A 24,029-nucleotide genomic window follows, 5' to 3' on the forward strand; every position below is an offset into this window, starting at 1 on the left:
TCAGTTCAGCAGCGCTCAACCGTCTCTCCTCATCTGCCGAGGTTTGTGGCTATGCATGTCGTTATCCCAAAACCGCGGGCACTTTTGGGCGACATGCATCAGACCAGTTCGGCGAACAGGCTATTGTAGCCGGTCCTTGTGATTCGTACGTCGATAATGTCACCGATTCCGCCGGCCTTGTCGTCAACAATAACGGGCTGCAGCCAGGGCGAACGGCCAACTTTCTGGCCGGCCTGCCGGCCAGGCTTCTCGATCAGCGTGCCGATGGTCCTGCCGACCAGGCTCAGGCCGAAATCCTGCTGCTGCTTCAAGAGCAGCGCCTGCAGCCGCTGCAGCCGCTCATCCTTCACCGCTTCCGAGACATGGCCATCCATTTCGGCGCCCGGTGTGCCGGGACGAGGCGAATATTTGAACGAGAAAGCCGAGGCATAGTTCACTTCGCGCACCAATTTCAGCGTCGCTTCGAAATCCTCATCCGTCTCACCGGGGAAGCCGACGATGAAGTCGCCGGACATGGCGATGTCGGTTCGGGCGGAACGGATGCGCTCGATGAGCGCCAGATAGTCGCGCGCCGTATGGCGGCGGTTCATCGCCTTGAGGATACGGTCCGAGCCGGACTGCACCGGCAGATGCAGATAGGGCATCAAGGCGGGCAGGTCGCGATGCGCGGCGATCAACTCGTCGTCCATGTCGCGCGGGTGGCTTGTGGTGTAGCGCAGCCGCGCCAGGCCAGGGATTTGCGCCAGTCGGAACAGCAGCCGGCCGAGGCCCCATTCCTCGCCATTTTCGCCGACGCCATGCCAGGCGTTGACGTTCTGGCCAAGCAACGTCACCTCGCGCACGCCGGCCTCGGCCAGGCGCTCGGCCTCGGCGACGATCTGCGTCACCGGGCGCGAGACCTCGGAGCCGCGGGTGTAAGGCACCACGCAGAAGGTGCAAAACTTGTCGCAACCTTCCTGCACCGTGAGGAAGGCGGTGACGCCGCGCCTGGCAAGCTCGGCGCGCTTCGGCGGCGGCAGATGCTCGAACTTGTCCTCGATGGCGTATTCGGTCTCGACGATCTTTTCGCCGCCACGGACCCGCGCCAGCACGTCGGGCAGCCGGTGATAGGTCTGCGGGCCGATGACCAGATCGACCGCCGGAGCACGGCGGATGATCTCGGCGCCTTCGGCCTGCGCCACGCAGCCGGCGACGCCAATCAGGAGCTCGCGGCCGGCTTCGGCGCGTTCGGCCTTCATGTCGCGGATGCGGCCAAGCTCGGAATAGACCTTTTCCGCCGCCTTTTCGCGGATATGGCAGGTGTTGAGCAGCACCAGATCGGCGTCTTCGACGGCGTCGGTGGCGACATAGCCGTCGGCGGCCAGCGCATCGGTCATGCGCTGGGAATCGTAGACGTTCATCTGGCAGCCATAGGTCTTGACGAAGACCTTTTTCACCGTCCGGTCGGTGCTGGCCGAATGCTCGGCGGGCGAGCCGGCGCCATGGCTTTCAATCGTGTTCAATTCCATCGGGCGGCTTCTAGCGCCTTTCCATGACAAAAAACAGACGATTCTGCCTGTAGCGCGTCGCGCCGCCCTGTCCCAAACCCGCTACAGGCCTTTGGGCGGCATACCGATCAGCGGCTCTTGGCCGGGTCGGCGAGGATAGCCTGCATCATCTCGAGCACCTTGGCTTCCATCAGCCTCGCCGTTTCCTTGCGGTTCGAGCCCTTGGAGAACGGCACCGGCTCGCCGAAATGCACTTCGGCATCGATGGCGCCTTCGGCAAGCAGGGTTTTCAGATGCGGCATCAGATCCTGGTCGCCGATCCAGGCGGTAATCGGCCGATGACGGCGGCCCATCGGCATGCCGTGCAGGCGCGTATAGGCGATCGCCACGGGCTGGATGAAGACCTGTTCCGCCGCACCTTCCGAAATCGCCATGGAGGCCGCGCCGAACAGCGTGCTCTTGAACGGCAGCACGAGGTTGCCGTCGCCGGTCGAGCCTTCGGCGAACAGCACCATGGCGTCGCCCTTTGCCATCCTCTTGGCGATCTCGCTTGCCTGGTCGCCGGAGGTGCGCTTGCGCTCGCGCTCGATGAAGACGGTGCGCTGCAGCTTGGACAGCATGCCGATCAGCGGCCAGTCTTCCATGTCTGCCCTGGCGATGAATTTCACATCGGCGAAGGAGCCGAGCACCATGATGTCGGTCCAGGAAATGTGATTGGCCGCCACCAGCAGCGGCCGCTCCCTGGCCAACGCGCCTTTCACATGCACCCGCATGCCGAGCGCCCTCAGGATCATGCGGTGCCAGATCTTCAGGATGAAGGTTTCGGGCCACAACCCCGTCTTCATCGACAGCATCTGCAGCGGCACCAGCACCAGTGAACAGACGACGACATAGAAGAGCGCCAGGAAAATCCGTAATTTCTTGATCATTCGCTCCCGCCCTATCGCGCGGATTGGCTAGCGAAGATCGCGGCGCATGACAAGCGCGCCGGTCGGACCGTGCTCGGTCGAGCGATAATAGTTGGGACGATGACCCACCTGGCGGAAGCCGAGCCTGCGATAGAGCCCGATCGCCGGCGCGTTGGTCTCGTCGACCTCGAGGAAGAGCGCCTCGGCGCGCTGCGCGTGAAGCTCGCGCAGTACCGCGTCCATCAATTGCCAGCCAAGGCCCTGGCGGCGATGCGTGCGGGCGACGGCCACGGTCAGGATTTCGCCTTCGCCGGCCGCGAGCCGCGCCAGCACGAAGCCGACCGGCGGCTTGGAGCCTTGGCCGGTCTCACGCGCGGCGTAGCCGAAGACCGTGTCCTGTTCGAGGAGCGCGGCGAACTCGCCATCGGTCCAGGGCCGCACGAAATCCTCGCGATGCAGCACCGAAACGGCGGCGCTGTCGGCAACCGTCAGCGGTTCCAGCGCATAGTCCCTGCGGCGCGGCTGAAAGAACGGTATGCGCATCAGGGCTCGTTTCCCTTGTCCTGCCTTGGCAGAATGAAACCCGCCTGCGGCTTGGCGTCGGCGCCGCGCAGATAAAGCGGTTTCGGCTTTTCACCCGGCTCCCTGGCCGAGCCCAGCCTGGCATAGGTCGCGATGTCGGCTGTCGCGGCGACCGGACCGGTGTCGAAGGCGCGACCCGCTGCCTTGGCAATCTGCGGCGCGGCGGTCCCGACCAAGACCGCGTCGGCGCCGGTCGCCACGGACACTGCCTCGGCAAGTGTGACCACCGAAGGTCCGTAAGTTTCAACTAACGCTTTATCGTAGAGCGCAGCGTGGATTTCCTCGCGGCCGGCATCGAGCGCGGCAAGCACCGAGCGCCCGGGAAAGAGTTTGGCACCCTCCGCCGCCAGGGCTTCCAGCGTCGTCACGCCGATCGCCGGGATTTTCAGCGCAAGCGCCAGGCCGCGCGCGGTCGAGACGCCGACGCGCAGGCCGGTGAAGGAGCCGGGCCCGATCGAGACGGCAACGGCGTCGAGGTCGGGGTAGCCGATCCCGCCGGCTTTCAGGGCCGCCTCGATGACGGCCATCAGATGCTCCGCATGCCCCTTGCCGAGGTCGCGCACCTCACGGCCAAGCTCCTTCCCCGCGCCCGCGTCATAGACGCAGGCGGCACAGAGATTGGCGGCACAGTCGATGGCAAGCAGCTTCATGCGGGCAGCTTCATATCGCCGGTTAAAGAACTGGATCGAAACACAATTCCCTCTGCCCGGCATGGGCCGCCGCCGCAAGAGCCAGGGCGGAGAAATGTTAAGCGGCTTTGCTTCTACGCGCGGCGATCACGCCGTCGCGACAATGCGCAGCATGTGGTTGTCCCAGACATAGTCCGGCTCGGAACGGGTCGCGCCGGCGCCACCGACGATCTCGCCGGCGCCGGTCGTCGCCATGAAGCCGGCGCCGTCGGGCGCAAGGCCGCAAACCTCGACCAGCGACCTGGTGGCGACCACGCGTCCACTGGCGGCGTCGAGGACGGCCAGCGAATTGCCTTCCGGCGAAGTGACCGCGACCGTGCCTGTCGCGGCATTGGCGGCGACCGAGCCGATATAGTTGCGGAAGCCGGAGAGCACGTCCTGCGGCATCTCCAAAAGCTCGAGCTCCTTGCCGCGCGCGGCGCGGCCGACCAGCGCCGGGCTGTCGGTCGCCGGCCCGCGATACTGGCAGCCGAACCAGACGGTGCCCGCCTGGTCGCGATCCATGTGGCGGATCGAAAGCTGATGCAACGCCGGCGGCAATTCATGCTTTTCGATCAGGTCGCCGGTGACGCGGTCGACCAGCGTATAGGAGGGCTTCATCGTCGCGATGTTGAGCTCGGCGCGGCCATAGTCGGGATGGGTTTCGATGCCGCCATTGGCAATGGCCAAGGTGCGGCCATCGCCAAGCAGGAGCAACTCGTGCGGCCCCATGCCGTAAGTCGGGAACTCGCCGATGCGATTGAACTTCGCCCGCGCGTCATAGACGCCGACGACGCCGGCGGCATTGTCGAAGTCGTTCTCCGTCGCATAGAGCAAGGCACCGTCGGGTGAGAACACGCCGTGGCCGAAGAAATGCCGGCCGGCGATGCTGGCGATGGTCAGCGGCTTGTCGCGACCGGCATGGTCGAAGACGACGGCGAAAGTGCCCGGCTGGCGGGCGAAGACCACCGAGCGCTTCGACACCGGATCGAAGGTGACGTCATGGCCGCGATCGGGCAGATCGACCGTGTGCAGGATTTTTCCCGCCTCGGAGAGCACGGCGGCGCCGAAGCTGCCGTCACGCTTGACGAAGGCCGTGGCAAAGACGGCGTCCGCGGCAAGCGTATCGGCCCAGGCGCGCGGCGCCATCGCGGCGGCGAAGCCAGCGCCCGCGGCCCGCAGGAAATCGCGGCGGTCGATGAGCCGTGTGCCTGTCCACGCCATCGATCAGTCTCCGTCCAGCGACGAGAAGCCCGCGGTCAGGCCGAACTCGGCGGTCATTCGGGTGCCGATCAGGGTCGACAGGCTCGAGGTGATCAGCGCGAAATGCTCGAGCTTGTCGCGCAGCGCCGGATCGGCCAGCGCCTTGTCGATCGGACCGGCAATGGATTTCGCCGTCGCCACGCCATTGGCGAGCTGGATGTGGATGGACTCGGCCATCCATTGCGCATCGGCGGGCAGCGCATCGCCGAGCTTCGAGGCCTGGAACAGCTGGTCGATGCCGGCGAGATTCCCGCTCAGCGAAGCCGTCGTGTTTTGGGAGCGCCAGTAGATCGCCTGCTTCGGCTTGTCGGCATCGGGCTTGGCGCCGAGAAAGCCCTTGAGCCGCACGTCGCGGATCATTTCCAGCTCGTTGATGAAGACGCCGACCAGTTCCGTCACCGCTTCGTTGCCGTCGCGGTAGAGCGGATTCTTCGGCCCCGGATTGGCCCAGAGCGAGGCAAAGCCGTCGGGCCTTTGCCAGGCGTCACGCGCCTCGCCGGCGATCGTTTCGATGTTGCCGGCGACCGCGGCGCCATAGGCGCAGCGATAGGGATCGTCCTTCCTGGCGAGCGTGTCGGCGCCGTCGCCGTAGAGCACATATTCGAGCGCGCCGAGGCCCTGCATGGCGACGCTCTTTTGCGCCAGTTGCGCCGGATCGGTGGCTGACGGGTCCTTGGATGCGAGCGTGGCCTGCACCTGTCGCAGGCCGATGCTCTTGCGGTCCGGCCAATAGAGCATGCGCTCCAGCCGGTTGTTCTCCTTGATCGGCCCGAAGGCGATGATCTCGGCCACCGACCAGGCCTCCACAATGCCTGAAAACGCCGAGCGCGCCGCTTCGAGATTCTTTTCAGACGGCGCCTCGCAAAGCTGGCGCATCGCCTTGGTCAGGCTCATCGCATGCTCGTCTAGGCTGGCATAGGCGGGGCGGACGAAGCCGTCGATCGCGCGGCCGATGACATCGGAAGCCTTGACCGCGGCCGATGCGGGCAGGGAGATGACCAAAAGAAGCGGAAGGGCAAGCGCGGCAGCCAGGCGTTTCGACATCAAAGCGACGCGTTTTAACATTAAAAGGACTCCAGGAATTTGATCAGCGCGTCACGATCGGCGGCCGCGGCGCCGGCAAAGCGGTCGCGTGCCCTTTGGCCCTCGCCGCCATGCCACAGGATCGCCTCGGCAAGCGTGCGGGCGCGGCCGTCATGCAGATAAAAAACATTGCCGTTGACCGTCGCGGTGAGCCCAATACCCCAGAGCGGCGGGGTGCGCCACTCGCTGCCGCTCGCTTCCCCCACCCGCTGGCCGTCAGCAAGGCCCTCGCCCATGTCGTGCAGAAGGAAGTCGGAATAAGGCCAGATCAGCTGGAAGGCCTGCGCCTTGTTGGGCGTGCCGCGCATTGTGACGAATTTCGGCGTGTGGCAGGAAATGCAGCCCATCTCGTAGAACTGCTTCTTGCCGGCGAGCACTTGCGGTGTGGCGATGTCGCGCCGCGCCGGCACGGCCAGATTCTGCGAATAGAAGGTGACGAGGTCCATGACCGGCAGCGGCGCCTCCACCGCCCCCAGGCGTTGCTGCACGCCGTTCGGCATGGCAAGGCAATCCGTCTGCGCCTCGGTGCAATCGCCCCAATGCTTCGGCATTTCCGGCGTGGAGATGCCGATATCGCCGGCAAAGGCATCGGCCGCCTGCTGGCGGATCGAGGCGGTCTGCGCCTTCCAGCCGAAGCGGCCCAAGGTCACCGCGCCGCTCAACGCGTCGCGCACGATGTTCGGCCGGCCAGAAATACCGTCCCCATCGCGGTCGTCCGGATCGGCATGGGCGAGGATATCGGCTGGCGCAATCTGCTCGATCAGGCCGAGCCCGATCATCGGCGGCGTCAGGCGCGGCGACAGCGTGGTGCGCGTACCGAGCGGCCCGTAGCCGAGATTGTCGACGAAATAGCGCGGCTTGCGCAGCGAAACGACAGTGCCGTCGCCGAGCGTCACTTTTTCCTCGGAGTATTCAACGCGCATGCGGCCCTCGCCCTTGAGGCCCGGGATCGCGAGATCCTGCAGTTGCGTGCCATAGACCGGATCGGGAAAGTTCGGCGCCTTGTGGTCGGCAAGCGCGGCTTTTTCCTCGGCGCTGGCGGCGTCGCGGGCGAGCCGCAGGAACATCGATGTCGATCCGGCATCGCCTTGCGGAGGACGGCCGCGACCGTCCTTCAGATGGCAGTTCTGGCAGGCGCGCTCGTTGAACAGCGGACCGAGCCCGTCTGAAGCCTGGGTCGAGGACGGCGACGACACCCAGTTCTTGCGGAAAAGCGCGTTGCCGAGCTTGAAGGTGCCCTCCTCCTCGAAAGTGATGTTGGCGGAGGACTGCGAGAAGGCGTCGCGATCGACGTCCTTGCGCGACGTGCCGGCGCCGCCCTGCATCAATTCGAACGCCTCGGGCTTGGTAAAATCGGTCGTTGGCCTGGTGACCGCCAGAACCCGCGCCTGATCCTTCGGCGTCAGGTCGGTGCGGCTCGTCGGCAGAGCGGCTGGCTCACCGGCCATGGCGGGAACGGAAAGCATGATCGCCAGCAGAAGCGAAGCCCCGCAACCGGTCCGGTATCGCGGAGACTTCCGAAGCGACAGGCCGTCGATTGCGGCCCGCCGCGCGCGGCGCAAAAAATCTACGGGGCGGCGCATTCCCGCATGTCCTTACTCCGCCTCGTTGGCCGGGTCGGCGTTGAGCAGGCCGTACTTTTCCTCGCCGATCGAGGCAAGCAGGTCGAGCTGCGTCTCCAGGAAGTCGATATGTCCTTCCTCGTCGGTCAAAAGGTCCTCGAACAGCTTCATCGAGACGAAATCGCCTTCCTCATGGCAGATCTCGCGCGAGCGCTTGTAGGCGGTGCGCGCGTCATATTCGCCGGCGAGATCGGATTCGAGCACTTCCTTGACGTTCTGGCCGATGCGCAACGGCGCGACGGATTGCAGATTGGGATGGCCTTCGAGGAAGATGATGCGCGCGATCAGCCTGTCGGCGTGGTGCATTTCCTCGATCGATTCCGCCCGCTCCTTCTTTGCCAGCTTGGTGTAGCCCCAATCCTCGAGCAGGCGATAATGCACCCAGTACTGGTTGACGGCTCCAAGCTCCAGAAACAGAGCTTCGTTAAGCCGCTCGATGACCTGCGGTTCGCCTTTCATGGGTTCTGCTCCCGTATTGGCCGCGCAAGTCTCGCACGCGATCCAGGTGTGAAACGATGTCCACGCCGCCCACCTCGGAGCGGGCGTGGTAGTTCTCGGTGACCCGAATGATCGTTTCCACCACATTCGGGAAACAGCCGCAACAGCGACCGCGCTTGCGCATCGCATGATAGACCTTCGCGGGCACGATCAGCTGCCAGGGATCCTCATCCAGCAGGCCGACGATCGTCTGCTCGATCTCCTTCTCGGTGATGATGTTGCAATGGCAGATCAGCATCTGTTTGCTCTGGCTGACGGCGCCGGTCCGGCGCCGCTTGGCTGGTGGGTACGTTTAGTCCTACTTGAACACCTTGTCGGGAGCGTCGAGGCTGTCGGAGCCCTCGAAGGCGATCTGGCTCAGCTTGAGCGAGCCGACGGCGCGCTCGATCGACTTGGTCTGGTCGATCAGGGCGTCGATCGCCGCCTGCACGGTGGCGTTGCCTTCGGTGTTGCCCTCGGCGATCTGCTGGTCGTAGGCCTCGCCGGCCAGGGCGCGTGCCTTGATGGCCTCCATCTTGGCGACGGTGGTGTCGAGCTTGTCCGACAGTTCCTTGTCGATCGCCGGATCGGCGGCCTTCACCATGTCGGACACCGACGGACCCGAAACCACGGAGCCGTCGAGCCGCTTGTAGCTGGCACGGTAGGCGTCGCGGATGCCGACGGCATCATAGAGATGCGAGTTATAGGTGTTGTCGGAGAAGCAGTCCTGCTCCTCTTCCGGATCGTGCAGCAAAAGGCCGAGCTTCATGCGCTCGCCGGCCAGTTCGCCGTAGGAAAGCGAGCCCATGCCGGTGAAGATAATCGAGATGGCGGTGTTCGGCTCGCCATCGACAAGGTTCCTGCGCGCCGCGCCTTCTTCCTTCCACTCGTTGACCATCTTCTGCAGATCGGCGACCAGAAGGTCAGTTGCCGATTTCAGATACTGCGCGCGGCGGTCGCAATTGCCGCCGGTGCAGTTCTTGAGGTCGTAGTCGGTATAGGGGCGTTCGCCGGCGCCCGGGCCGGTGCCGTGCAGATCCTGCCCCCAGAGCAGGAACTCGATCGCATGATAGCCGGTCGCGACATTGGCTTCGATGCCGCCAGCTTGCTGCAGCGTGCCCGAAAGGAATTCGGGCGTCAGGTTCGAGGCGTCGACCTTCTTACCGTTGATCTCGATTTCCTTGTTGGCGATCACATTGGCCGTATAAAGCGAGTTCGTGTCCGATTCCGTGCCGTAGCTCTTGGCGACATAGTCGATCAGGCCTTCATCCAGCGGCCATGAGTTCACCTCGCCTTCCCAGTCGTCGACGACCTTGTTGCCAAAGCGGTAGACTTCGGTCTGCTGGTAAGGAATGCGCGCCGCCTTCCAGGCTTCGCGCGCGGCGTTCAACGCGTCGGCGGAGGGGCTGGCGATGAGTGCGTCGACCGCCTTGTCCAGCGCCTGCGCGGTGGTCAGCGAATCCTCGTATTTGGCAAGCCCGATATCGGCATAGGTCTTGATCACGGCCTTGGCGTCGGTCTCGGCTTTCGCCGGCAACACGAAAACCGCCGCCGTCAGTGCAGCCGTGGCGCAGACCGCAGCCAGCCTGCCGCCGTTACGTGCCGTCATTATCCTTCTCCAGTTCTTTGGAAATTCAACAAAAGGCGCCCACCCGCGCCGAGGCATAAGCATGCCGGGAAAAATGGTGGCCGCGTCGAAGCGCGGTTCGCGATGAAAAGACACCCACTTGCCTCCAATCGAAAGGGTTCAAGGCCCAGACATCAAAGGGATGCGCTTTGCGCGCAGCTCTCCATAAAGCGATGGAGAGGCCGGGAGTCAACTGGCGCGGCAGAAAAAAATCAATCGAAACAATAGTTTAGAATTATTCTAAACTGGGATTATCAACTTTAAGACAATCGCCCGACCGGAGACAGGATTGACAGGCAGCCGTTCTGGGTGCGACCCGGACGCCTACTCTTGCGGCGGCGGCAGACAATCGCCACTTGGCGCAAGAGCCTAGATTTGCTGAGTAAAAGGATTGCGATGACGAACGGGGTTGTGATTGTCGGTGCCGGCCATGCCGGCGTGCAGGCCGCAGCCAGCCTGCGCGAAGAGGGCTATGGAGGGCCTGTCGTCCTGATCGGCGACGAGCAGGAACTGCCCTATCACAAGCCGCCGCTCTCCAAGACCTTCATCAAGGACGCCGAGGCCAAGCCGCAGCCCCTGCGCGGCGAAGCCTTCTACACCGGCAACAACATCGATTACCGGCCGGGCGTACGCATCGAGAGCATCGATGCCCGCGCGGGCCAATTGAATGTCGCGGGCGGTGGAACGCTCGGCTTCGACCGGCTGGTGCTTGCAACCGGCTCGCGGCCGCGCCTGCTCAAGCTCGACGGCGCCGGCCTTGCCGGCGTGGTCTCGCTGCGCTCGCTGGCCGACGCGCGGGCGATCCGCGGGCTCAGCGCGCAGACCGAAGACGTGGTCATTCTCGGCGGCGGCTTCATCGGTTTGGAGATCGCGGCGACGCTGAGAGCCGCCGGCCGCAACGTTACCGTCGTCGAAGCCGTCGACCGGCTGCTCGGCCGCGCCGTGGCGCCGGTCATCGCCGCGCATGTGCGCCAGCGCCTGGAAGCGATCGGCGTGCGCATCCTGACCGGTACCACCGTCGCCCGCCTGGAGGGCGAAGACGGCCGCGTCTCGGCCGCGATCACGTCCGGCGGCGAGCGCCTGCCGGCGCAAATGGTGATCATCGGCATCGGCGTGGTGCCCAATGTCGAGTTGGCGGAAGCCGCCGGCATCGCGATTGCCAACGGCATCCGCGTCGACCAGCAGATGCAGAGCTCGATCCCAGAAATCCTCGCCATCGGCGACGCCGCTTCCTACCGGCACTGGTTCACCGGCGGCGACGTGCGGCTGGAGTCGGTGCAGAACGCCACCGACCAGGCGCGGCTTGCCGCGCGCACCATCCTTGGCCATGCCGAGCCATTCTCTGCGGTGCCGTGGTTCTGGTCGGATATCGGCGACATGAAGCTGCAGATGGTGGGGCTCACGCAAGGCGGCGATAGCCACGTGGTGCTCGGCGATCTCGCCGACAACAAGTTCTCGATCTACCACTATGCCGGCAGCCGGCTGCTCGGCATCGAATCCGTCAACCGGCCGGCCGATCACATGTTGGGACGCAAGATGCTCGGCGCCGGCTTCTCGCCGACGCCGCAGACTGTGGCAGGCGGGCCGGACGCGCTGAAGGCGGCGCTTGCGGCGTTTCAGGAAATGGAACCGGCCAAGGCCAGTGCGTAGAGATTGCCAATTTTGGGAGAACGCCGCAAAATGTTCGAATGAGCACAATAAATGTCTCGCTGCCTGACAGCTTGCAGCATTTCGTCGAGCAGCAAGTGGCGGAGCGCGGCTATGGCACGAGCAGCGAGGTATGTGCGTGAACTGATCCGCCACGATCAGGATCGTCAACTTCTACGCTGTTTGCTGCTAGAAGGCGCGTCGTCCTCGCCGGGCAATCGCGTTGACGACAACTACTTCGTATCCCTGCGACGAAGAGCGCAGGGCCGATAAATCATTTTGGCGGATTCTGCACGCCAAGACGGATATTCCAGTCTGGCTACAGAATCCTAGCTCCTGACGGCACATCCAATCGCTTCGACGTAAGCCGTCAGGAGGAATGCAGGGTGCCCTTAAGCCGCCCGCGCGTCGCGGATCGAGGTTTCCAGGATATCCAGCGCCTCAGTCATGACGCCGTCCTGGATGGTGATCGGCGACAGGAAACGGATGACGTTGCCGTAGACGCCGCAGGTGAGCAGGATGAGGCCCTTGTCCAGCGCCTTCAGCCTGACCGCGTTGGCGAACTCCGCCGACGGCAGGCCCTTCTTCACGTCGTTGAACTCGACGGCGTTCATGAAGCCCGGGCCGCGGATGTCGACGATCTCCGGCACGTCGTCGCGGATCGATTCCAGCCGCTGCTTCAGCCTGGCGCCCAGCGCGTTGGCGCGGTCGCAGAGCTTTTCCTCGTCGATGACGTCGAGCACGGCGTGGGCGGCGGCGACGCCGATCGGGCTGCCGCCATAGGTGCCGCCGAGCCCGCCCGGGCCGGGCGCATCCATGATCTCGGCGCGGCCGGTGACGGCCGACAGCGGGAAGCCGCCGGCAAGGCTCTTGGCCATGGTGGTGAGATCGGGCGCCACGTCATGATGATCCATGGCAAACATCTTGCCGGTGCGGGCAAAGCCGGTCTGCACCTCGTCGGCGATGAGAAGGATGCCATGCTGGTCGCAGATCTTGCGCAGTGCTGCCATGAAATCGCGCGGCGCTTCATAGAAGCCGCCCTCGCCCTGCACCGGCTCGACGATGATGGCCGCGACGCGGCCCGGATCGACATCGGCCTTGAACAGCTTGTCGAGCGCGGCGAGAGAATCGGCGACCGAGACGCCGTGCAGCGCAACCGGGAACGGGGCGTGGAAGACATCGGCCGGCATGGCGCCGAAGCCGACCTTGTAAGGCACGACCTTGCCGGTCAGCGCCATGCCCATGAAGGTGCGGCCATGGAAGCCGCCGGAAAAGGCGATGACCGCCTGGCGGCCGGTGGCGTTGCGGGCGATTTTTATGGCGTTCTCGACCGCCTCGGCGCCGGTGGTGACGAAGATCGTCTTCTTGTCGAACTTGCCGGGCAGCAGGCCGTTCAGCCGCTCGGCGAGGTGCACGTAGCTCTCGTAAGGCACGACCTGGTGGCAGGTGTGGGTGAAGCGGTCGAGCTGCGCCTTGACGGCCTCTATCACCTTCGGATGGCGATGGCCGGTGTTCACCACGGCGATGCCCGACGAAAAGTCGATATAGCGGCGGCCCTCAACGTCCCAGATTTCCGAATTCTCGGCGCGATCGGCATAGATCTGCGTCGTCATGCCGACGCCGCGCGAGATCGACTGGTTCTTGCGTTCGGAAATGGCTGAATTCTTCATCTCGTCCCTCAATCGGGCCATCCCTATGTCGAGACTGGGCCGTTCTTGTTGATGCCGTTGCAGGCCTCTTCTGACCTTATTTCACATTTTGCTCAAGTCGGCACCATGGCCCAGTCGATTGGGCCTGCCTAAACGCAATTCCGGGAAAAGTGTGACGCGGTTTTGCGTGCGGACTTGCATCAGGCAGAAAGAAGCGATCTTAACCAGAGTGACGATGGGCGCTGCGGAAATGGTTTCCTTTTCCCGCCGATCGATTAGTCTCGTTTCATCCGCGACGTGCCGCCGTCAGGAGCGGCTCCCACGGGCTGAGGGGAACCATGAGCAGGAACGTGACATCGTCCGCCTTGCCGTCTTCGCCGCCCCGCCCGCTTTTTCGTACAAAAACCTTGCTGGTGCTGGCCTGCGCCGGCGCGGCGATTTCGGCGGCCGGTTGCCAGAAACAGCAGGCGGCGGAAAAGAAGCTGCCGGTGGTGGTGACGACCCAGACGGTCGCGCTCGCCGACTACGCGCCACGGACCTCGCTGACCGGGGTGATCGCGGCGCGCACGCTCAACAATCTGTCGTTCCGCGTCGGCGGCCGCGTCGCCCAACGTCTGGTCGATGTCGGCCAGCATGTCGACCAGGGTATGGTGCTTGCCCGCATCGATCCGCAGGAACAGCAATCGGACCTGCGGTCGACCCAGGCCGATCTCGACGCCGCGCAGGCGCAGCTGACCCAGGCCGCGGCCACCTACGAGCGGCAAAAGACGCTGCTTTCGCAGGGTTTCACGACGAGACGGGACTTCGACACCGCCAACCAGACGCTGAAAGTGGCGCAGGGCAGCGTCGATGCCGCGCAAAGCGCCTTGGCCAACGCCAAGGAAAACCTCTCCTACACCGAGCTCAAGGCGGGCGCCGCCGGCGTCATCACGGCGCGCCAGGTCGAGGCCGGACAGGTGGTCCAGGCGGCGCAGACGGTGTTCACCATCGCCGAGGACGGCGATCGCGACGCCGTCTTCAACGTTCATGAAACTCTGGTTGCCCAGACGCCGCCGTCGCCCGCGGTGACGATCACGCTGCTGTCGGACCCGCAGATCAAGGCCGTGGGCAAGGTGCGCGAAATCTCGCCGGCGGTCGATACCCAGTCGGGATCGATCCGGGTCAAGGTCGGCATTCCCGACACGCCCGCCGGCATGCCGCTCGGCGCAGCGGTGATCGGCACGGTCAGCGCCAGGTCGGTCAAAGCCATCCTGTTGCCCTGGCAGGCGCTGACCTCGACCGCCGGCAAGCCCGCCGTCTGGATCGTCGATCCGTCGAGCAAGGCGGTGACGCCGGCGCCGGTCGAGGTGCTCGCCTTCGATTCCGGCATTGTCGTCGTCGACAAGGGGCTGCAGGAAGGCCAGAGCGTCGTCACCGCCGGCGGGCAGTTGCTCAGCCCCGGACAGACGATCGAGGTGTCGGGAGCGAGCCAATGAAGCGGTTGCCGCGTATCGTTCCCCTGCTGATCCTTGCGGCGCTTGCCGCTTGCTCGCGCTCGGAAGAGAAGCCGCCGGAGATCATCCGGCCGGTCCTGTCGATGGTGATCCAACCGAAAACCGTCGAGACCTTCGGCTTCGCCGGCTCGGTCGAGCCGCAATACAGCGCCGACCTTGCCTTCCGCCTGCTCGGCCGCGTCGTCTCGCGCGACGTCAAGGTCGGCGACCTCGTCACCAAGGGCACGACCATCGCGGCGCTCGATCCGACGGCGCTGGAGCTTGCCGTCCAGGCCTCGAAAGCGGATCTGTCGAATGCGCAGGCGCAGTTCACCAACGCCGCCGCCAGCGAGGATCGCCAGCGCCAGCTGCTTGCCTCGGCCAACACCTCGCAAGCCACGTTCGATGCCGCGAAGCAAGCGCGGCAGGCGGCGGAAGCCGGCGTGGAGCGCGCCAATGCCGCTTTGGCCAAATCGCAGGAGCAGCTCGGCTATGCAAGGCTGTTCTCCGATTTCGACGGCGTCGTCACCGCTACCGGCGCCGAAGTCGGCCAGACCGTTTCGGCAGGGCAGACCGTCGTCACCGTGGCGCGCACCGACCCGCGCGAGGCGGTGGTCGACATCCCCGACCAGTTGATCGGCGATCTCACCGTAGGCATGCCCTTCGAGATCGTCTTGCAGTCGGTGCCGACCATCAAGACCGACGCCAGGCTGCGCGAGATCGCGCCGCAGTCGGAAGGCACAACCCGCACACGGCGCGTCAAGCTGACGCTGGTCGATCCGCCGACGGCGTTCCGGCTCGGCTCGACGATCACGGCGACGCGCATGACCAAGGTCAACCCGACGATCGAACTGCCGATGTCGGCGCTGCTCGAAAAGGACGGCTCGCAAAAAGTGTGGATCGTCGATCCGCAATCCTCCAGCGTGAGCACGCGCGAGATCAAGGTCGCCTCCAAGGGCGGCGGCAGCTTCACGGTGGCGGAGGGGCTCGAGGCCGGCATGCGCGTCGTCACCGCCGGCGTGCACAGCCTCGCCGAAGGCCAGAAGGTCAAAGTGCCGGAGGGCGGGGTCTGATGAAGGGCTTCAACCTCTCCGACTGGGCGCTCAGCCATCGCTCCATGGTCTGGTACTTCATGCTGGTCTTCGTGGTGGCCGGCATCTTCTCCTATCTCAATCTCGGCCGCGAGGAAGACCCCGCCTTCACCATCAAGACCATGATCATCCAGGCCAACTGGCCCGGCGCCTCGGTCAAGGAGACGGTGCAGCAGGTGACCGACCGCATCGAGAAGAAGCTCGAGGAGCTCGACAGCCTCGACTACACCAAATCGGTCACCACAGCCGGCCAGACCGTCATCTTCGTCAACCTGAAGGACACCACCAAGGCGCGCGACGTCGTGCCGAACTGGCTTCAGGTGCGCAACATGGTCAACGACATCAAGGCGCAGCTTCCGCAAGGCGTGCAGGGACCGTTCTTCAACGATCGCTTCGGCGACGTCTACGGCAATATCTATGCCTTCACCGCCGACGGGCTGACGCCGCGCCAATTGCGCGATTACGTGGAGGATGTCCGCACCAAGATCCTGACCGTGCCGAATGCCGGCAAGGTCGATCTGGTCGGAGCGCAGGACGAGGCGATCTATCTCGAATTCTCGAGCCGGCAGATCGCGGCGCTCGGCCTCAACCAGCAGCAAATCGTCGCCAGCCTGCAGGCGCAGAACGCGATCACGCCCTCCGGCGTCGTCGAGTCCGGACCGGAGCGCATCAGCGTTCGCGTCGGCGGTCAGTTCACTTCCGAAGAGAGCCTGCGGGCCATCAATTTGCGCGTCAACGACCGCTTCTTCCGGCTGAGCGATGTGGCGACGATCAGGCGCGGCTATGTCGATCCGCCGACGGCGCTGTTCCGCTTCAACGGCCAGGATGCGATAGGGCTTGCCATCGGCATGAAGCCCAATGCCAACCTGCTGAAATTCGGCGAGGCGCTGCATGAGGAGATGCAGAAGGTGCTGGCCGACCTGCCGGTCGGCGTCGGCGTGCATCTGGTCGCCGACCAGCCCGTGATCGTCGAGGAGGCGGTCTCGGGCTTCACGCGGGCGCTGTTCGAGGCCGTCGCGATCGTGCTCGCCGTCTCCTTCATCAGCCTGGGGCTGCGCGCCGGCTTCGTCGTGGCGCTGTCGATCCCGCTGGTGCTGGCCATCACCTTCACGGTGATGGCCTATCTCGGCATCTCGCTGCAGCGCATCTCGCTTGGCGCCTTGATCATCGCGCTGGGGCTATTGGTCGACGATGCGATGATCGCGGTCGAGATGATGGTGGCGCGGCTGGAGGTCGGCGACAATCTGCGCAAGGCGGCGACCTATGTCTACACCTCGACCGCCTTCCCTATGCTGACCGGCACGCTGGTAACGGTCGCCGGCTTCATCCCGATCGGCCTCAATTCGAGCGCGGCAGGTGAGTACACCTTCACGCTGTTCGTCGTCATCGCCGTGTCGCTGCTGGTGTCATGGATCGTGGCGGTGCTGTTCGCGCCGCTGCTCGGCGTCACCATCCTGCCGGCGACGATGAAGGAGAAGCACCACGACCAGCCCGGACGCTTCACCTCGCTGTTCCGGCGCGTGCTTGTCTTCTCCGTTCGCCGCCATTGGCTGACTGTCATCGTGACCGTGCTTGTGTTCGCCGCCTCGGTCGCCGGCTTCGGCCTCGTCCAGCAGCAGTTCTTTCCGCCCTCCGACCGGCCGGAACTGATCGTCGACTGGAACCTGCCACAGAACTCCTCGATCACGGAAACGCGCGACCAGATGGAGCGCTTCGAACAGCGCGCGCTGGTCGGCAATCCCGACATCGACCACTTTTCGTCCTATATCGGCCAGGGCGCCGTGCGCTTCGTGCTGGCCTATGACGTGCAGCCGGCCAATCCCTATTTCGGCCAGACGGTCATCGTCACCAAGAGCATCAAGGCGCGCAACCGGGTGAAGCCGGCGCTGGAAAAACTGCTGCGCGCGGAGTTCGTCGGCACCGACGCCTTCGTCAAGCCGCTCGAGCTCGGCCCGCCGGTCGGCCGGCCGGTGCAATACCGCGTCGGCGGTCCCGACATCCAGACGGTGCGGGAGCTCGCGCAGCAATTCGCCGGCGTGATCTCGGCCAATCCGAAGCTGGCCGCCCCCACCTTCGACTGGAACGAACCGCAGCGCGTGCTGAGGGTCGACGTGCTGCAGGACAAGGCGCGCCAGCTCGGCATCACCTCGTCCGACATCGCCAGCGCGTTGAACAGCACGGTCGGCGGCGCGACCATCACGCAGGTGCGCGACGCCACCTACCTGATCGATGTCGTGGCGCGCTCGCGCGAGGCGGACCGCAGCTCGATCTCGACGTTGCAGAATTTGCAACTGCCGACCGGCACCGGCGAATCGATCCCGTTGGCGGCAATCGCCAACTTCCGCTACGACCTCGAACAGCCGACGGTATGGCGGCGCAACCGCACGCCGACGATCACCGTGCGTGCCGGCCTGGTCGGCGACGTGCTGCCGGCGACCGTCGTCAACGAGGTGAAGCCGTCGGTCGACGCCTTCATCGCCAAGCTGCCGCCCGGTTACTCGGTCGAGACCGCGGGCTCGGTCGAGGAAAGCGCCAAGAGCCAAGGCCCGATCGCGGCCGTGGTGCCGCTGATGCTGTTCGTCATGGCGACCATCCTGATGATCCAGCTGCAGAGCTTCCAGCGCCTGTTCCTGGTGGTGGCGGTGGCGCCGCTCGGCCTGATCGGCGTGGTGGCGGCGCTGGTGCCGGGCGGGGCGCCCCTCGGCTTCGTCGCCATCCGCGGCCTCCTGGCGCTGATCGGCATCCAGATACGCCACTCGGTCAACCTGATTGTGCACATCGAGGACCGCGTCTAAGTACGCAAGGATCGCGGCGGCCGCCAGCCTGGCACTTATCCCGATCGCGCGCGAAGTGTTCTGGGGTCCGATGGCCTATGCCATGATGGGCGGCATCATCGCCGGCACCGCGATCACGCTGCTGTTCCTGCCGGCGCTTTATGTGACGTGGTTCAGGATCAAGGAGCCGAAGCGCGAGGCGGGTGACGGTGAGGAAGCAGAAGCGGTACCGGAAGGCAGGGCGGTTTGAGCCGCAAAATTCGATTGCCGAGTTCCCGCCCACCCCCCTCTGGCCTTCCGGCCATCTCCCCCGCAAGGGGGGAGATCAGCAGTTGGTTTGACGGCGCTTTTCCTGCAAAGTTGGCAATTGGCGAAAGCATTCGCGACATCCAATCTCCCCCCTTGCGGGGGAGATGTCCGGCAGGACAGAGGGGGGTGTGAAGGAACGCTACCTACGAAGCTACACCCGCACAAACCCTTCGCTCGCCCTCAGCAGGTTGCGCGTATAATCCTCGCTGACGCGGTGGCCGATCAGCTGGCTCGCGGTCAGCGTCTCGACCGCCTCGCCGTTCTGCATCACCATCAGCCGCTCGCACATATGGGTGATGATGGCGAGGTCGTGGCTGACCATCAGGAAGGTGAGCTTGCGGCGGCGGCGGACCTCTTCGAGCAGGTTCAGCACCTCCGCCTGCACCGAGGCGTCGAGCGCCGAGGTCGGTTCGTCGAGCAGAAGGACCGAGGGTTCGAGGATCAGCGCGCGCGCAATCGCGACGCGCTGGCGCTGGCCGCCGGAGAGCTGGTGCGCGTAGCGGAAGCGGAAGCCCTTGCCGAGGCCGACCTCGTCCAGCGCGCGCTCGATGCGCTTCTCGCCGTCGGCAATGCCGTGGATCGCGAGGGGTTCGTGCAGCAGGCGGTCGACCGTCTGGCGCGGATGCAGCGAGCCGTACGGGTCCTGGAACACCATCTGCACGTCACGGTAAAAAGCCTTGTCGCGGGTTTTGCCAAGGGTCTTGCCGTTGACGGTGATGGTGCCGGACGCGACCGGCGCGAGGCCGGTGATCGCCCTCAGCAGCGTCGACTTGCCGGAACCGCTCTCCCCGACCAGCCCGTAGGATTCGCCTTCCCTGACGTCGAGGCTCACCCCCTTCAGCGCGCGAAACCGGTCGAAGACCACTTCCAGCCCTTCGACGGTGATGGAAGCCGTCATGCCGCCCACTCCGGCTTGCGGTCGAGCACCGGCAGCGGATGGCGTTCGAAACCGATCCTCGGCATGCAGTTGAGCAGGCCGCGCGTGTAGGGATGCTGCGCATCGCGCAGTTCGGAAGCCTTGATCTGCTCGACGACCTTGCCGGCATACATGACGACGACGCGGTCGCAGAAGGAGGAGACCAGGCGCAGATCGTGCGAGATGAAGATCAGCCCCATGCCGCGCTCGGCGACGAGCTTGTCGAGGATCTTGAGGACGTCGAGCTGCACGGTGACGTCGAGCGCCGAGGTCGGCTCATCGGCAATCATCAGCTCGGGTCCGGTGACCAGCATCATGGCGATCATGGCGCGCTGACCCATGCCGCCCGAGACCTCGTGCGGGTAAAGATCGAACACGCGGGCCGGATCGCGGATTTGCACCGCCTGCAGCATGGCCAGCGCGCGCTCGCGCGCCTCGCTCCTGGAGACCTTTTCATGCGTGCGCAGCGTCTCGACGATCTGGCGGCCGATGGTCATCACCGGGTCGAGCGAATATTTCGGATCCTGCAGGATCATGGCGATGCGGTTCCCCCGCAGCGCCCGACGCTCGCGCGACGATACGGACAGCAGGTCGATGCCGTCGAAGGCGAGCTTCTTCGCCGAAACCTCGGCCTGCGGCGGAGTGAGGCCCATGATGGCGCGGCCGGTCTGCGATTTGCCTGAGCCGCTCTCGCCGACGATGCCCAGGCGCTCGCGGCCGAGCGAGAAGGAGACGCCGCGCACGGCCTGCACGAGGCCGGTGCGGGTCGGGAATGTGACACGCAGGTCGTCGACGTCGAGGAGTGTTTCGCCGCTCATTGGTCACCGCTCCGGGGATCGAGCGCGTCGCGCAGGCCGTCGCCGAGCAGGTTGAAGCCGAGGCTGACGATGAGGATGGCAGCACCCGGTGCAGCCGCCACCCACCATTGGTCGAGGATGAAGCGGCGACCGGACGCGATCATCGCGCCCCATTCGGGCAGCGGCGGCTGCGCGCCGAGGCCGAGGAAGCCGAGGCCGGCGGCGGTCAGGATGATGCCTGCCATGTCGAGCGTGACGCGGATGATCAGCGAGGAGATGCAGAGCGGCATGATGTGGCGCAGCACGATGCGGAAGGGCGAGGCGCCCATCAACTGCACCGCCTTGATATAGTCCGAGTTGCGCACCGTCAGCGTCTCGGCGCGGGCAATGCGCGCGTAAGGCGGCCAGGAGGTGATGGCAATCGCCAGCACGGCATTCTCGATGCCGGGGCCGAGCGCGGCGACGAAAGCCAGCGCCAGCACCAGCTTCGGGAAGGCCAGGAAGATATCGGTGATGCGCATCAGGATCGTGTCGGTCCAGCCGCCGGCATAACCGGCGATTGTGCCGACCAAAAGGCCGATGGGCGCGGCGATGATGGCGACGAGGATCACCACATAAAGCGTCCAGCGCGCGCCATAGACGATGCGCGAATAAATGTCGCGGCCGAGGTCGTCGGTGCCGAACCAGTGCGCTGTGCCGGGCGGCAGCAGGCGGGCGTTCTTCAGATCGCCGATGGTCGGCGAATAGGGCGCCAGCACATCGGCAAAGGCGGCGACCACCAGGAGCCCGATGATGATCAGCATGCCGACCAGCGCCAAGTGATTGGCGGAGAAGCGCCGCCAGGCGACATAGGCGCGGCCGAGCCTTGCCTGCAGGCGCGAGGCCGGCCGGTCGCTCAGCAGCCATTCGCGACGGGATTGGATGGTTTCAGCGCTCATCCGGCCTTCGTCCTCGGATCGAGCAGCCGGTAAAGCAGATCGGACAGAAGGTTGATGGCGATGAAGACCGAGCCGATGGCGATGGTGCCGCCGAGCACGGCGTTCATATCGGCGTTCTGCAGCGAGTTGGTGATGTAGAGGCCGATGCCAGGCCAGGAGAAGACGGTCTCTGTCAGCACCGAGCCTTCGAGCAGGTTGGCGTAGGAAAGCGCGATCACCGTCACCATCGGCACGGCGGCGTTGCGCAGCGCGTGGCCCCAGATGATGCGGCTTTCCGACAGGCCCTTGGCGCGCGCCGCGACGATGTATTCCTGCGCCAGCTCGTTCAGCATGAAGGAGCGGGTCATGCGGCTGATATAGGCGAGCGAGAGATAGCCGAGCAGCGCGGCCGGCAGGACGATGTGGCGCCAGGCGTCGTAGAAGACGTCCCACTGCCCCTGGATCGCGGCATCGAGCAGGTAGAAGCCGGTGATCGGCGTGAACGTGTATTCGAAGACGACGTCGAGCCGCGCCGGAAAGGCGATCCATTGCAGCTTGGCGTAGAACAGCACCAGCCCGAGCAGGCCAAGCCAGAAGATCGGCACCGAATAGCCGATCAGGCCGACGACGCGCGCGACCTGGTCGATCAGGCTGCCGCGCTTGACGGCGGCCAGCACGCCGAGCGGCACGCCGATGACGGCGCCGATGATCGTGCCCAGCGTCGCCAGCTCGATGGTCGCCGGGAAGACGCGGCGGATGTCGGACATGACCGGATTGGTGGTCAGCACCGAAGTGCCGAAGTCGCCCCTCAGCGCTGCTTTGACATAGAGGTAGAACTGCTCGATCCAGGGCAGGTCGAGGCCCATTTCGCGGCGCGTACGCTCTACGACGGCCGTCGGCGCCCGGTCGCCGAGAACAGCCAGCACCGGATCGATCGGGATGACACGGCCGATGAAGAAGGTCACCGCGAGAAGACCGAGATAGGTCGTCACCGCGATGACCAGGAAGCGGCCAAGCGACGATAGAAAGGCGACGGCACGGGCGCTGCCGCGCCCTGCCGCCACCTGGTTTTCAGCTACGCTCACGCGGCGGATCCGCCGACGCTATTCCTTGGAGACCGCGCCGACGAAGTTGGTGTCGAAGCTCGGGCCGAGCGCGAAGCCCTTGAGGTTCTTGCGCAGGCCGGCCACTTCGAGCTGCTGGTGGATGATGACGAAGGGGCTGGTGTCGAGGATCTTTTTCTGCAGATCCTTGTACATGTCAGCGCGCTTGCCCGAATCCTTCTCCAGCAGCGCCGCTTCCGTTTCCTTGGTCAGTTCCGGAATGTCCCAGCTGTTGCGCCAGGCAAGCGTATGCGACTTGCCGGCATCCGAATTGTCGGGGTTCGAGGCAAAGGTCTGGGCATTGGAGTTCGGGTCGAAATAGTCCTGTCCCCAATTGCCGATATAGATGTCGTGATTGCGGGCGCGGTACTTGGTCAGGGTCTGCTTGCCGTCGCCAGGGATGATCTCCAGCTTGATGCCGGCCTGACCAAGCGTCTGCTGGATCGATTCCGCCATGCCGGTCGTCGGCTGCCCAGTGCGCACGTCCATGGTCACCTTGAAGCCGTCCGGCAGGCCGGCCTTGGCGAGCAGTTCCTTGGCCTTGGCGACGTCGAGCTTGAAGGGATTGTCGTCGATAGCGCCGAGGTCGCCCTTCGGCAGGAAGGATTGGTGAATCTCGCCGATGCCCTTGAGGATGGTCGAGCCCAGCGCATCGTAGTCGACCAGATATTTGAACGCCTGCCGCACCTCGGGCTTGGCAAGCGTCGGGTTCTTCTGGTTGAGGCTGATGTAATAGACCGTGCCCTTCGGCGCGCTGGTGGTGGTGAGGTCGGCGTTCTTGGCGATGGCGTCGAGGTCGTTCGGCTCGAGGTTGCGGGCGACGTCGATATCGCCCGCCTCCAGCGCCAGGCGCTGCGCCGAGCTTTCCTTCATGTTGCGGTAGATGACGCGGGCGAGCTTGGCCTTCTCGCCGTTGTAATTGTCGTTGCGCTCCATGACGACGGCCTCGTTGGCGCGCCACTCGCGCAGCTTGTAATGGCCGGAGCCGGCATAGCCGGTTTTCAGCCAGGCATTGCCGAAGTCGTTGTCCCATTTGTAGTCGGCGCTCGGCGTGACCGCCGCGACATGTTCCTTGACCAGCTTGGCGTCGACGACCGAGGCCACCGTGGCCGACAGGCAGTTGAGCACGAAGCTTGGCGCGTAGGCCTTGTCGACGACGAACTGGAAGGTGGTGTCGTCGACCGCCTTGGCCTTCTCGGTGACATTGTCGCCGGTGATGCCGAACTGGCCGATGATGAAAGCCGGGCTCTTGTCGAGCTTGATGGCGCGCTCGAAGGAATAGGCGACATCGGCCGCGGTGATCGGGTTGCCGGACGCGAACTTCATGCCGGGCTTGAGCTTGAAGGTGTAGGTCAGGCCGTCATCGGAAACGGTCCAGCTCTCGGCGAGGTCACCCTTGACCTTTGAGGTATCGCTGAGGTCGAGGCGGACCAGGAGATCGTAGGTGTTGCCGGTGACTTCGGCCGTCGACAGCTCGAACGCTTCGCCCGGATCCATCGTGATGATGTCGTCGATGGCGAAGCCCTCGACCAGCGTATCGGCGGGCGTGACAGCGAAGGCAGGCGTTGCGAGCAGCGCAGTCATTGCCACACCCGCAAGCAAGCTACGGACAGCAAACTTTTCCAGCATCATGGTGA

19 protein-coding genes and 2 pseudogenes are annotated in these 24,029 nt (G+C 64.9%); 5 read left to right on the forward strand and 16 right to left on the reverse strand.

The window, feature by feature from the left end; translation table 11 throughout:
* Positions 1 to 98 precede the first annotated feature (98 nt).
* From miaB to AC0YKC_RS02730, 10 genes are all read right to left on the reverse strand, one after another.
* Positions 99 to 1,508, reverse strand: a complete 1,410-nt coding sequence (gene miaB / locus AC0YKC_RS02685) for a tRNA (N6-isopentenyl adenosine(37)-C2)-methylthiotransferase MiaB (protein ID WP_488509814.1) — start codon at positions 1,506 to 1,508, stop codon at positions 99 to 101.
* Positions 1,509 to 1,615: 107 nt separating this feature from the next.
* Positions 1,616 to 2,416, reverse strand: a complete 801-nt coding sequence (gene olsA, locus AC0YKC_RS02690) for a lyso-ornithine lipid O-acyltransferase (RefSeq protein ID WP_488509816.1) — start codon at positions 2,414 to 2,416, stop codon at positions 1,616 to 1,618.
* 27 nt (positions 2,417 to 2,443) lie between these two features.
* Positions 2,444 to 2,938, reverse strand: a complete 495-nt coding sequence (locus AC0YKC_RS02695) for a GNAT family N-acetyltransferase (RefSeq protein WP_140854118.1) — start codon at positions 2,936 to 2,938, stop codon at positions 2,444 to 2,446.
* Positions 2,938 to 3,627 (reverse strand): tRNA (adenosine(37)-N6)-threonylcarbamoyltransferase complex dimerization subunit type 1 TsaB, encoded by a 690-nt coding sequence (gene tsaB, locus AC0YKC_RS02700; protein WP_488509819.1) that lies wholly within the window; start codon positions 3,625 to 3,627, stop codon positions 2,938 to 2,940. Before tsaB ends, AC0YKC_RS02695 begins: the two co-directional genes overlap by 1 nt.
* Before the next feature lie 126 nt (positions 3,628 to 3,753).
* Entirely contained in the window at positions 3,754 to 4,869 is a 1,116-nt protein-coding gene (locus AC0YKC_RS02705; protein WP_488509820.1) for a DUF1513 domain-containing protein, read from the reverse strand.
* A gap of 3 nt (positions 4,870 to 4,872) precedes the next feature.
* Positions 4,873 to 5,952, reverse strand: a complete 1,080-nt coding sequence (locus AC0YKC_RS02710) for an imelysin family protein (protein WP_488510309.1) — start codon at positions 5,950 to 5,952, stop codon at positions 4,873 to 4,875.
* A gap of 20 nt (positions 5,953 to 5,972) precedes the next feature.
* Positions 5,973 to 7,457: a di-heme oxidoreductase family protein gene (locus AC0YKC_RS02715; RefSeq protein WP_488509822.1), complete on the reverse strand. Its 1,485-nt coding sequence runs from the start codon at positions 7,455 to 7,457 to the stop codon at positions 5,973 to 5,975.
* Between the two features lie 129 nt (positions 7,458 to 7,586).
* Positions 7,587 to 8,072 carry a bacterioferritin gene (gene bfr / locus AC0YKC_RS02720; protein ID WP_320297758.1) on the reverse strand — a complete coding sequence of 162 codons (486 nt, stop codon included), beginning with the start codon at positions 8,070 to 8,072 and terminating at the stop codon, positions 7,587 to 7,589.
* Positions 8,038 to 8,349, reverse strand: a complete 312-nt coding sequence (locus AC0YKC_RS02725; RefSeq protein ID WP_320297759.1) for a (2Fe-2S)-binding protein — start codon at positions 8,347 to 8,349, stop codon at positions 8,038 to 8,040. The genes bfr and AC0YKC_RS02725 overlap by 35 nt, the downstream gene beginning before the upstream one ends.
* 60 nt (positions 8,350 to 8,409) lie before the next feature.
* Positions 8,410 to 9,699 (reverse strand): imelysin family protein, encoded by a 1,290-nt coding sequence (locus tag AC0YKC_RS02730; protein ID WP_488509824.1) that lies wholly within the window; start codon positions 9,697 to 9,699, stop codon positions 8,410 to 8,412.
* Between the two features lie 414 nt (positions 9,700 to 10,113).
* Between AC0YKC_RS02730 and AC0YKC_RS02735 the strand changes: the two genes are divergently transcribed.
* Both AC0YKC_RS02735 and AC0YKC_RS02740 read left to right on the forward strand, forming a co-directional pair.
* Positions 10,114 to 11,367 (forward strand): NAD(P)/FAD-dependent oxidoreductase, encoded by a 1,254-nt coding sequence (locus AC0YKC_RS02735; RefSeq protein ID WP_488509826.1) that lies wholly within the window; start codon positions 10,114 to 10,116, stop codon positions 11,365 to 11,367.
* Positions 11,368 to 11,405: 38 nt separating this feature from the next.
* Positions 11,406 to 11,637 (forward strand): annotated as a pseudogene (locus AC0YKC_RS02740) (ribbon-helix-helix domain-containing protein).
* A 119-nt stretch (positions 11,638 to 11,756) separates the two neighbouring features.
* Here the strand turns inward: AC0YKC_RS02740 and AC0YKC_RS02745 are convergent.
* Complete coding sequence (locus tag AC0YKC_RS02745) at positions 11,757 to 13,034, reverse strand: 4-aminobutyrate--2-oxoglutarate transaminase (RefSeq protein ID WP_434725124.1); 1,278 nt, start codon at positions 13,032 to 13,034, stop codon at positions 11,757 to 11,759.
* Positions 13,035 to 13,351: 317 nt separating this feature from the next.
* On the opposite strand from AC0YKC_RS02745, the gene AC0YKC_RS02750 reads away from it, so the two are divergent.
* From AC0YKC_RS02750 to AC0YKC_RS02760, 3 genes and pseudogenes are all read left to right on the forward strand, one after another.
* Positions 13,352 to 14,488: an efflux RND transporter periplasmic adaptor subunit gene (locus AC0YKC_RS02750; RefSeq protein ID WP_320297764.1), complete on the forward strand. Its 1,137-nt coding sequence runs from the start codon at positions 13,352 to 13,354 to the stop codon at positions 14,486 to 14,488.
* Complete coding sequence (locus AC0YKC_RS02755) at positions 14,485 to 15,558, forward strand: efflux RND transporter periplasmic adaptor subunit (protein WP_488509829.1); 1,074 nt, start codon at positions 14,485 to 14,487, stop codon at positions 15,556 to 15,558. Before AC0YKC_RS02750 ends, AC0YKC_RS02755 begins: the two co-directional genes overlap by 4 nt.
* Positions 15,555 to 18,600: pseudogene (locus AC0YKC_RS02760) on the forward strand (efflux RND transporter permease subunit). The gene AC0YKC_RS02755 and the pseudogene AC0YKC_RS02760 overlap by 4 nt, the downstream one beginning before the upstream one ends.
* A gap of 210 nt (positions 18,601 to 18,810) precedes the next feature.
* Here the strand turns inward: AC0YKC_RS02760 and AC0YKC_RS02765 are convergent.
* From AC0YKC_RS02765 to AC0YKC_RS02785, 5 genes are read right to left on the reverse strand one after another with little or no spacing between them, the layout of a single operon-like run.
* Entirely contained in the window at positions 18,811 to 19,557 is a 747-nt protein-coding gene (locus AC0YKC_RS02765; protein ID WP_488509831.1) for an ABC transporter ATP-binding protein, read from the reverse strand.
* A complete protein-coding gene (locus AC0YKC_RS02770) occupies positions 19,554 to 20,393 on the reverse strand; it encodes an ABC transporter ATP-binding protein (RefSeq protein WP_320297768.1) in 840 nt (279 codons plus the stop codon). Before AC0YKC_RS02770 ends, AC0YKC_RS02765 begins: the two co-directional genes overlap by 4 nt.
* Positions 20,390 to 21,310: a nickel transporter permease gene (gene nikC / locus AC0YKC_RS02775; protein ID WP_488509834.1), complete on the reverse strand. Its 921-nt coding sequence runs from the start codon at positions 21,308 to 21,310 to the stop codon at positions 20,390 to 20,392. Before nikC ends, AC0YKC_RS02770 begins: the two co-directional genes overlap by 4 nt.
* The gene (locus AC0YKC_RS02780) at positions 21,307 to 22,374 is read right to left on the reverse strand and encodes an ABC transporter permease (RefSeq protein WP_434725118.1); all 1,068 of its coding nucleotides are present in this window, start codon (positions 22,372 to 22,374) and stop codon (positions 21,307 to 21,309) included. The genes nikC and AC0YKC_RS02780 overlap by 4 nt, the downstream gene beginning before the upstream one ends.
* Positions 22,375 to 22,392: 18 nt before the next feature.
* The gene (locus AC0YKC_RS02785) at positions 22,393 to 24,021 is read right to left on the reverse strand and encodes an ABC transporter substrate-binding protein (protein WP_488510310.1); all 1,629 of its coding nucleotides are present in this window, start codon (positions 24,019 to 24,021) and stop codon (positions 22,393 to 22,395) included.
* Between the last annotated feature and the right edge of the window lie 8 nt (positions 24,022 to 24,029).

The sequence above is a fragment of the Mesorhizobium sp. CNPSo 4661 genome (assembly GCF_057784215.1).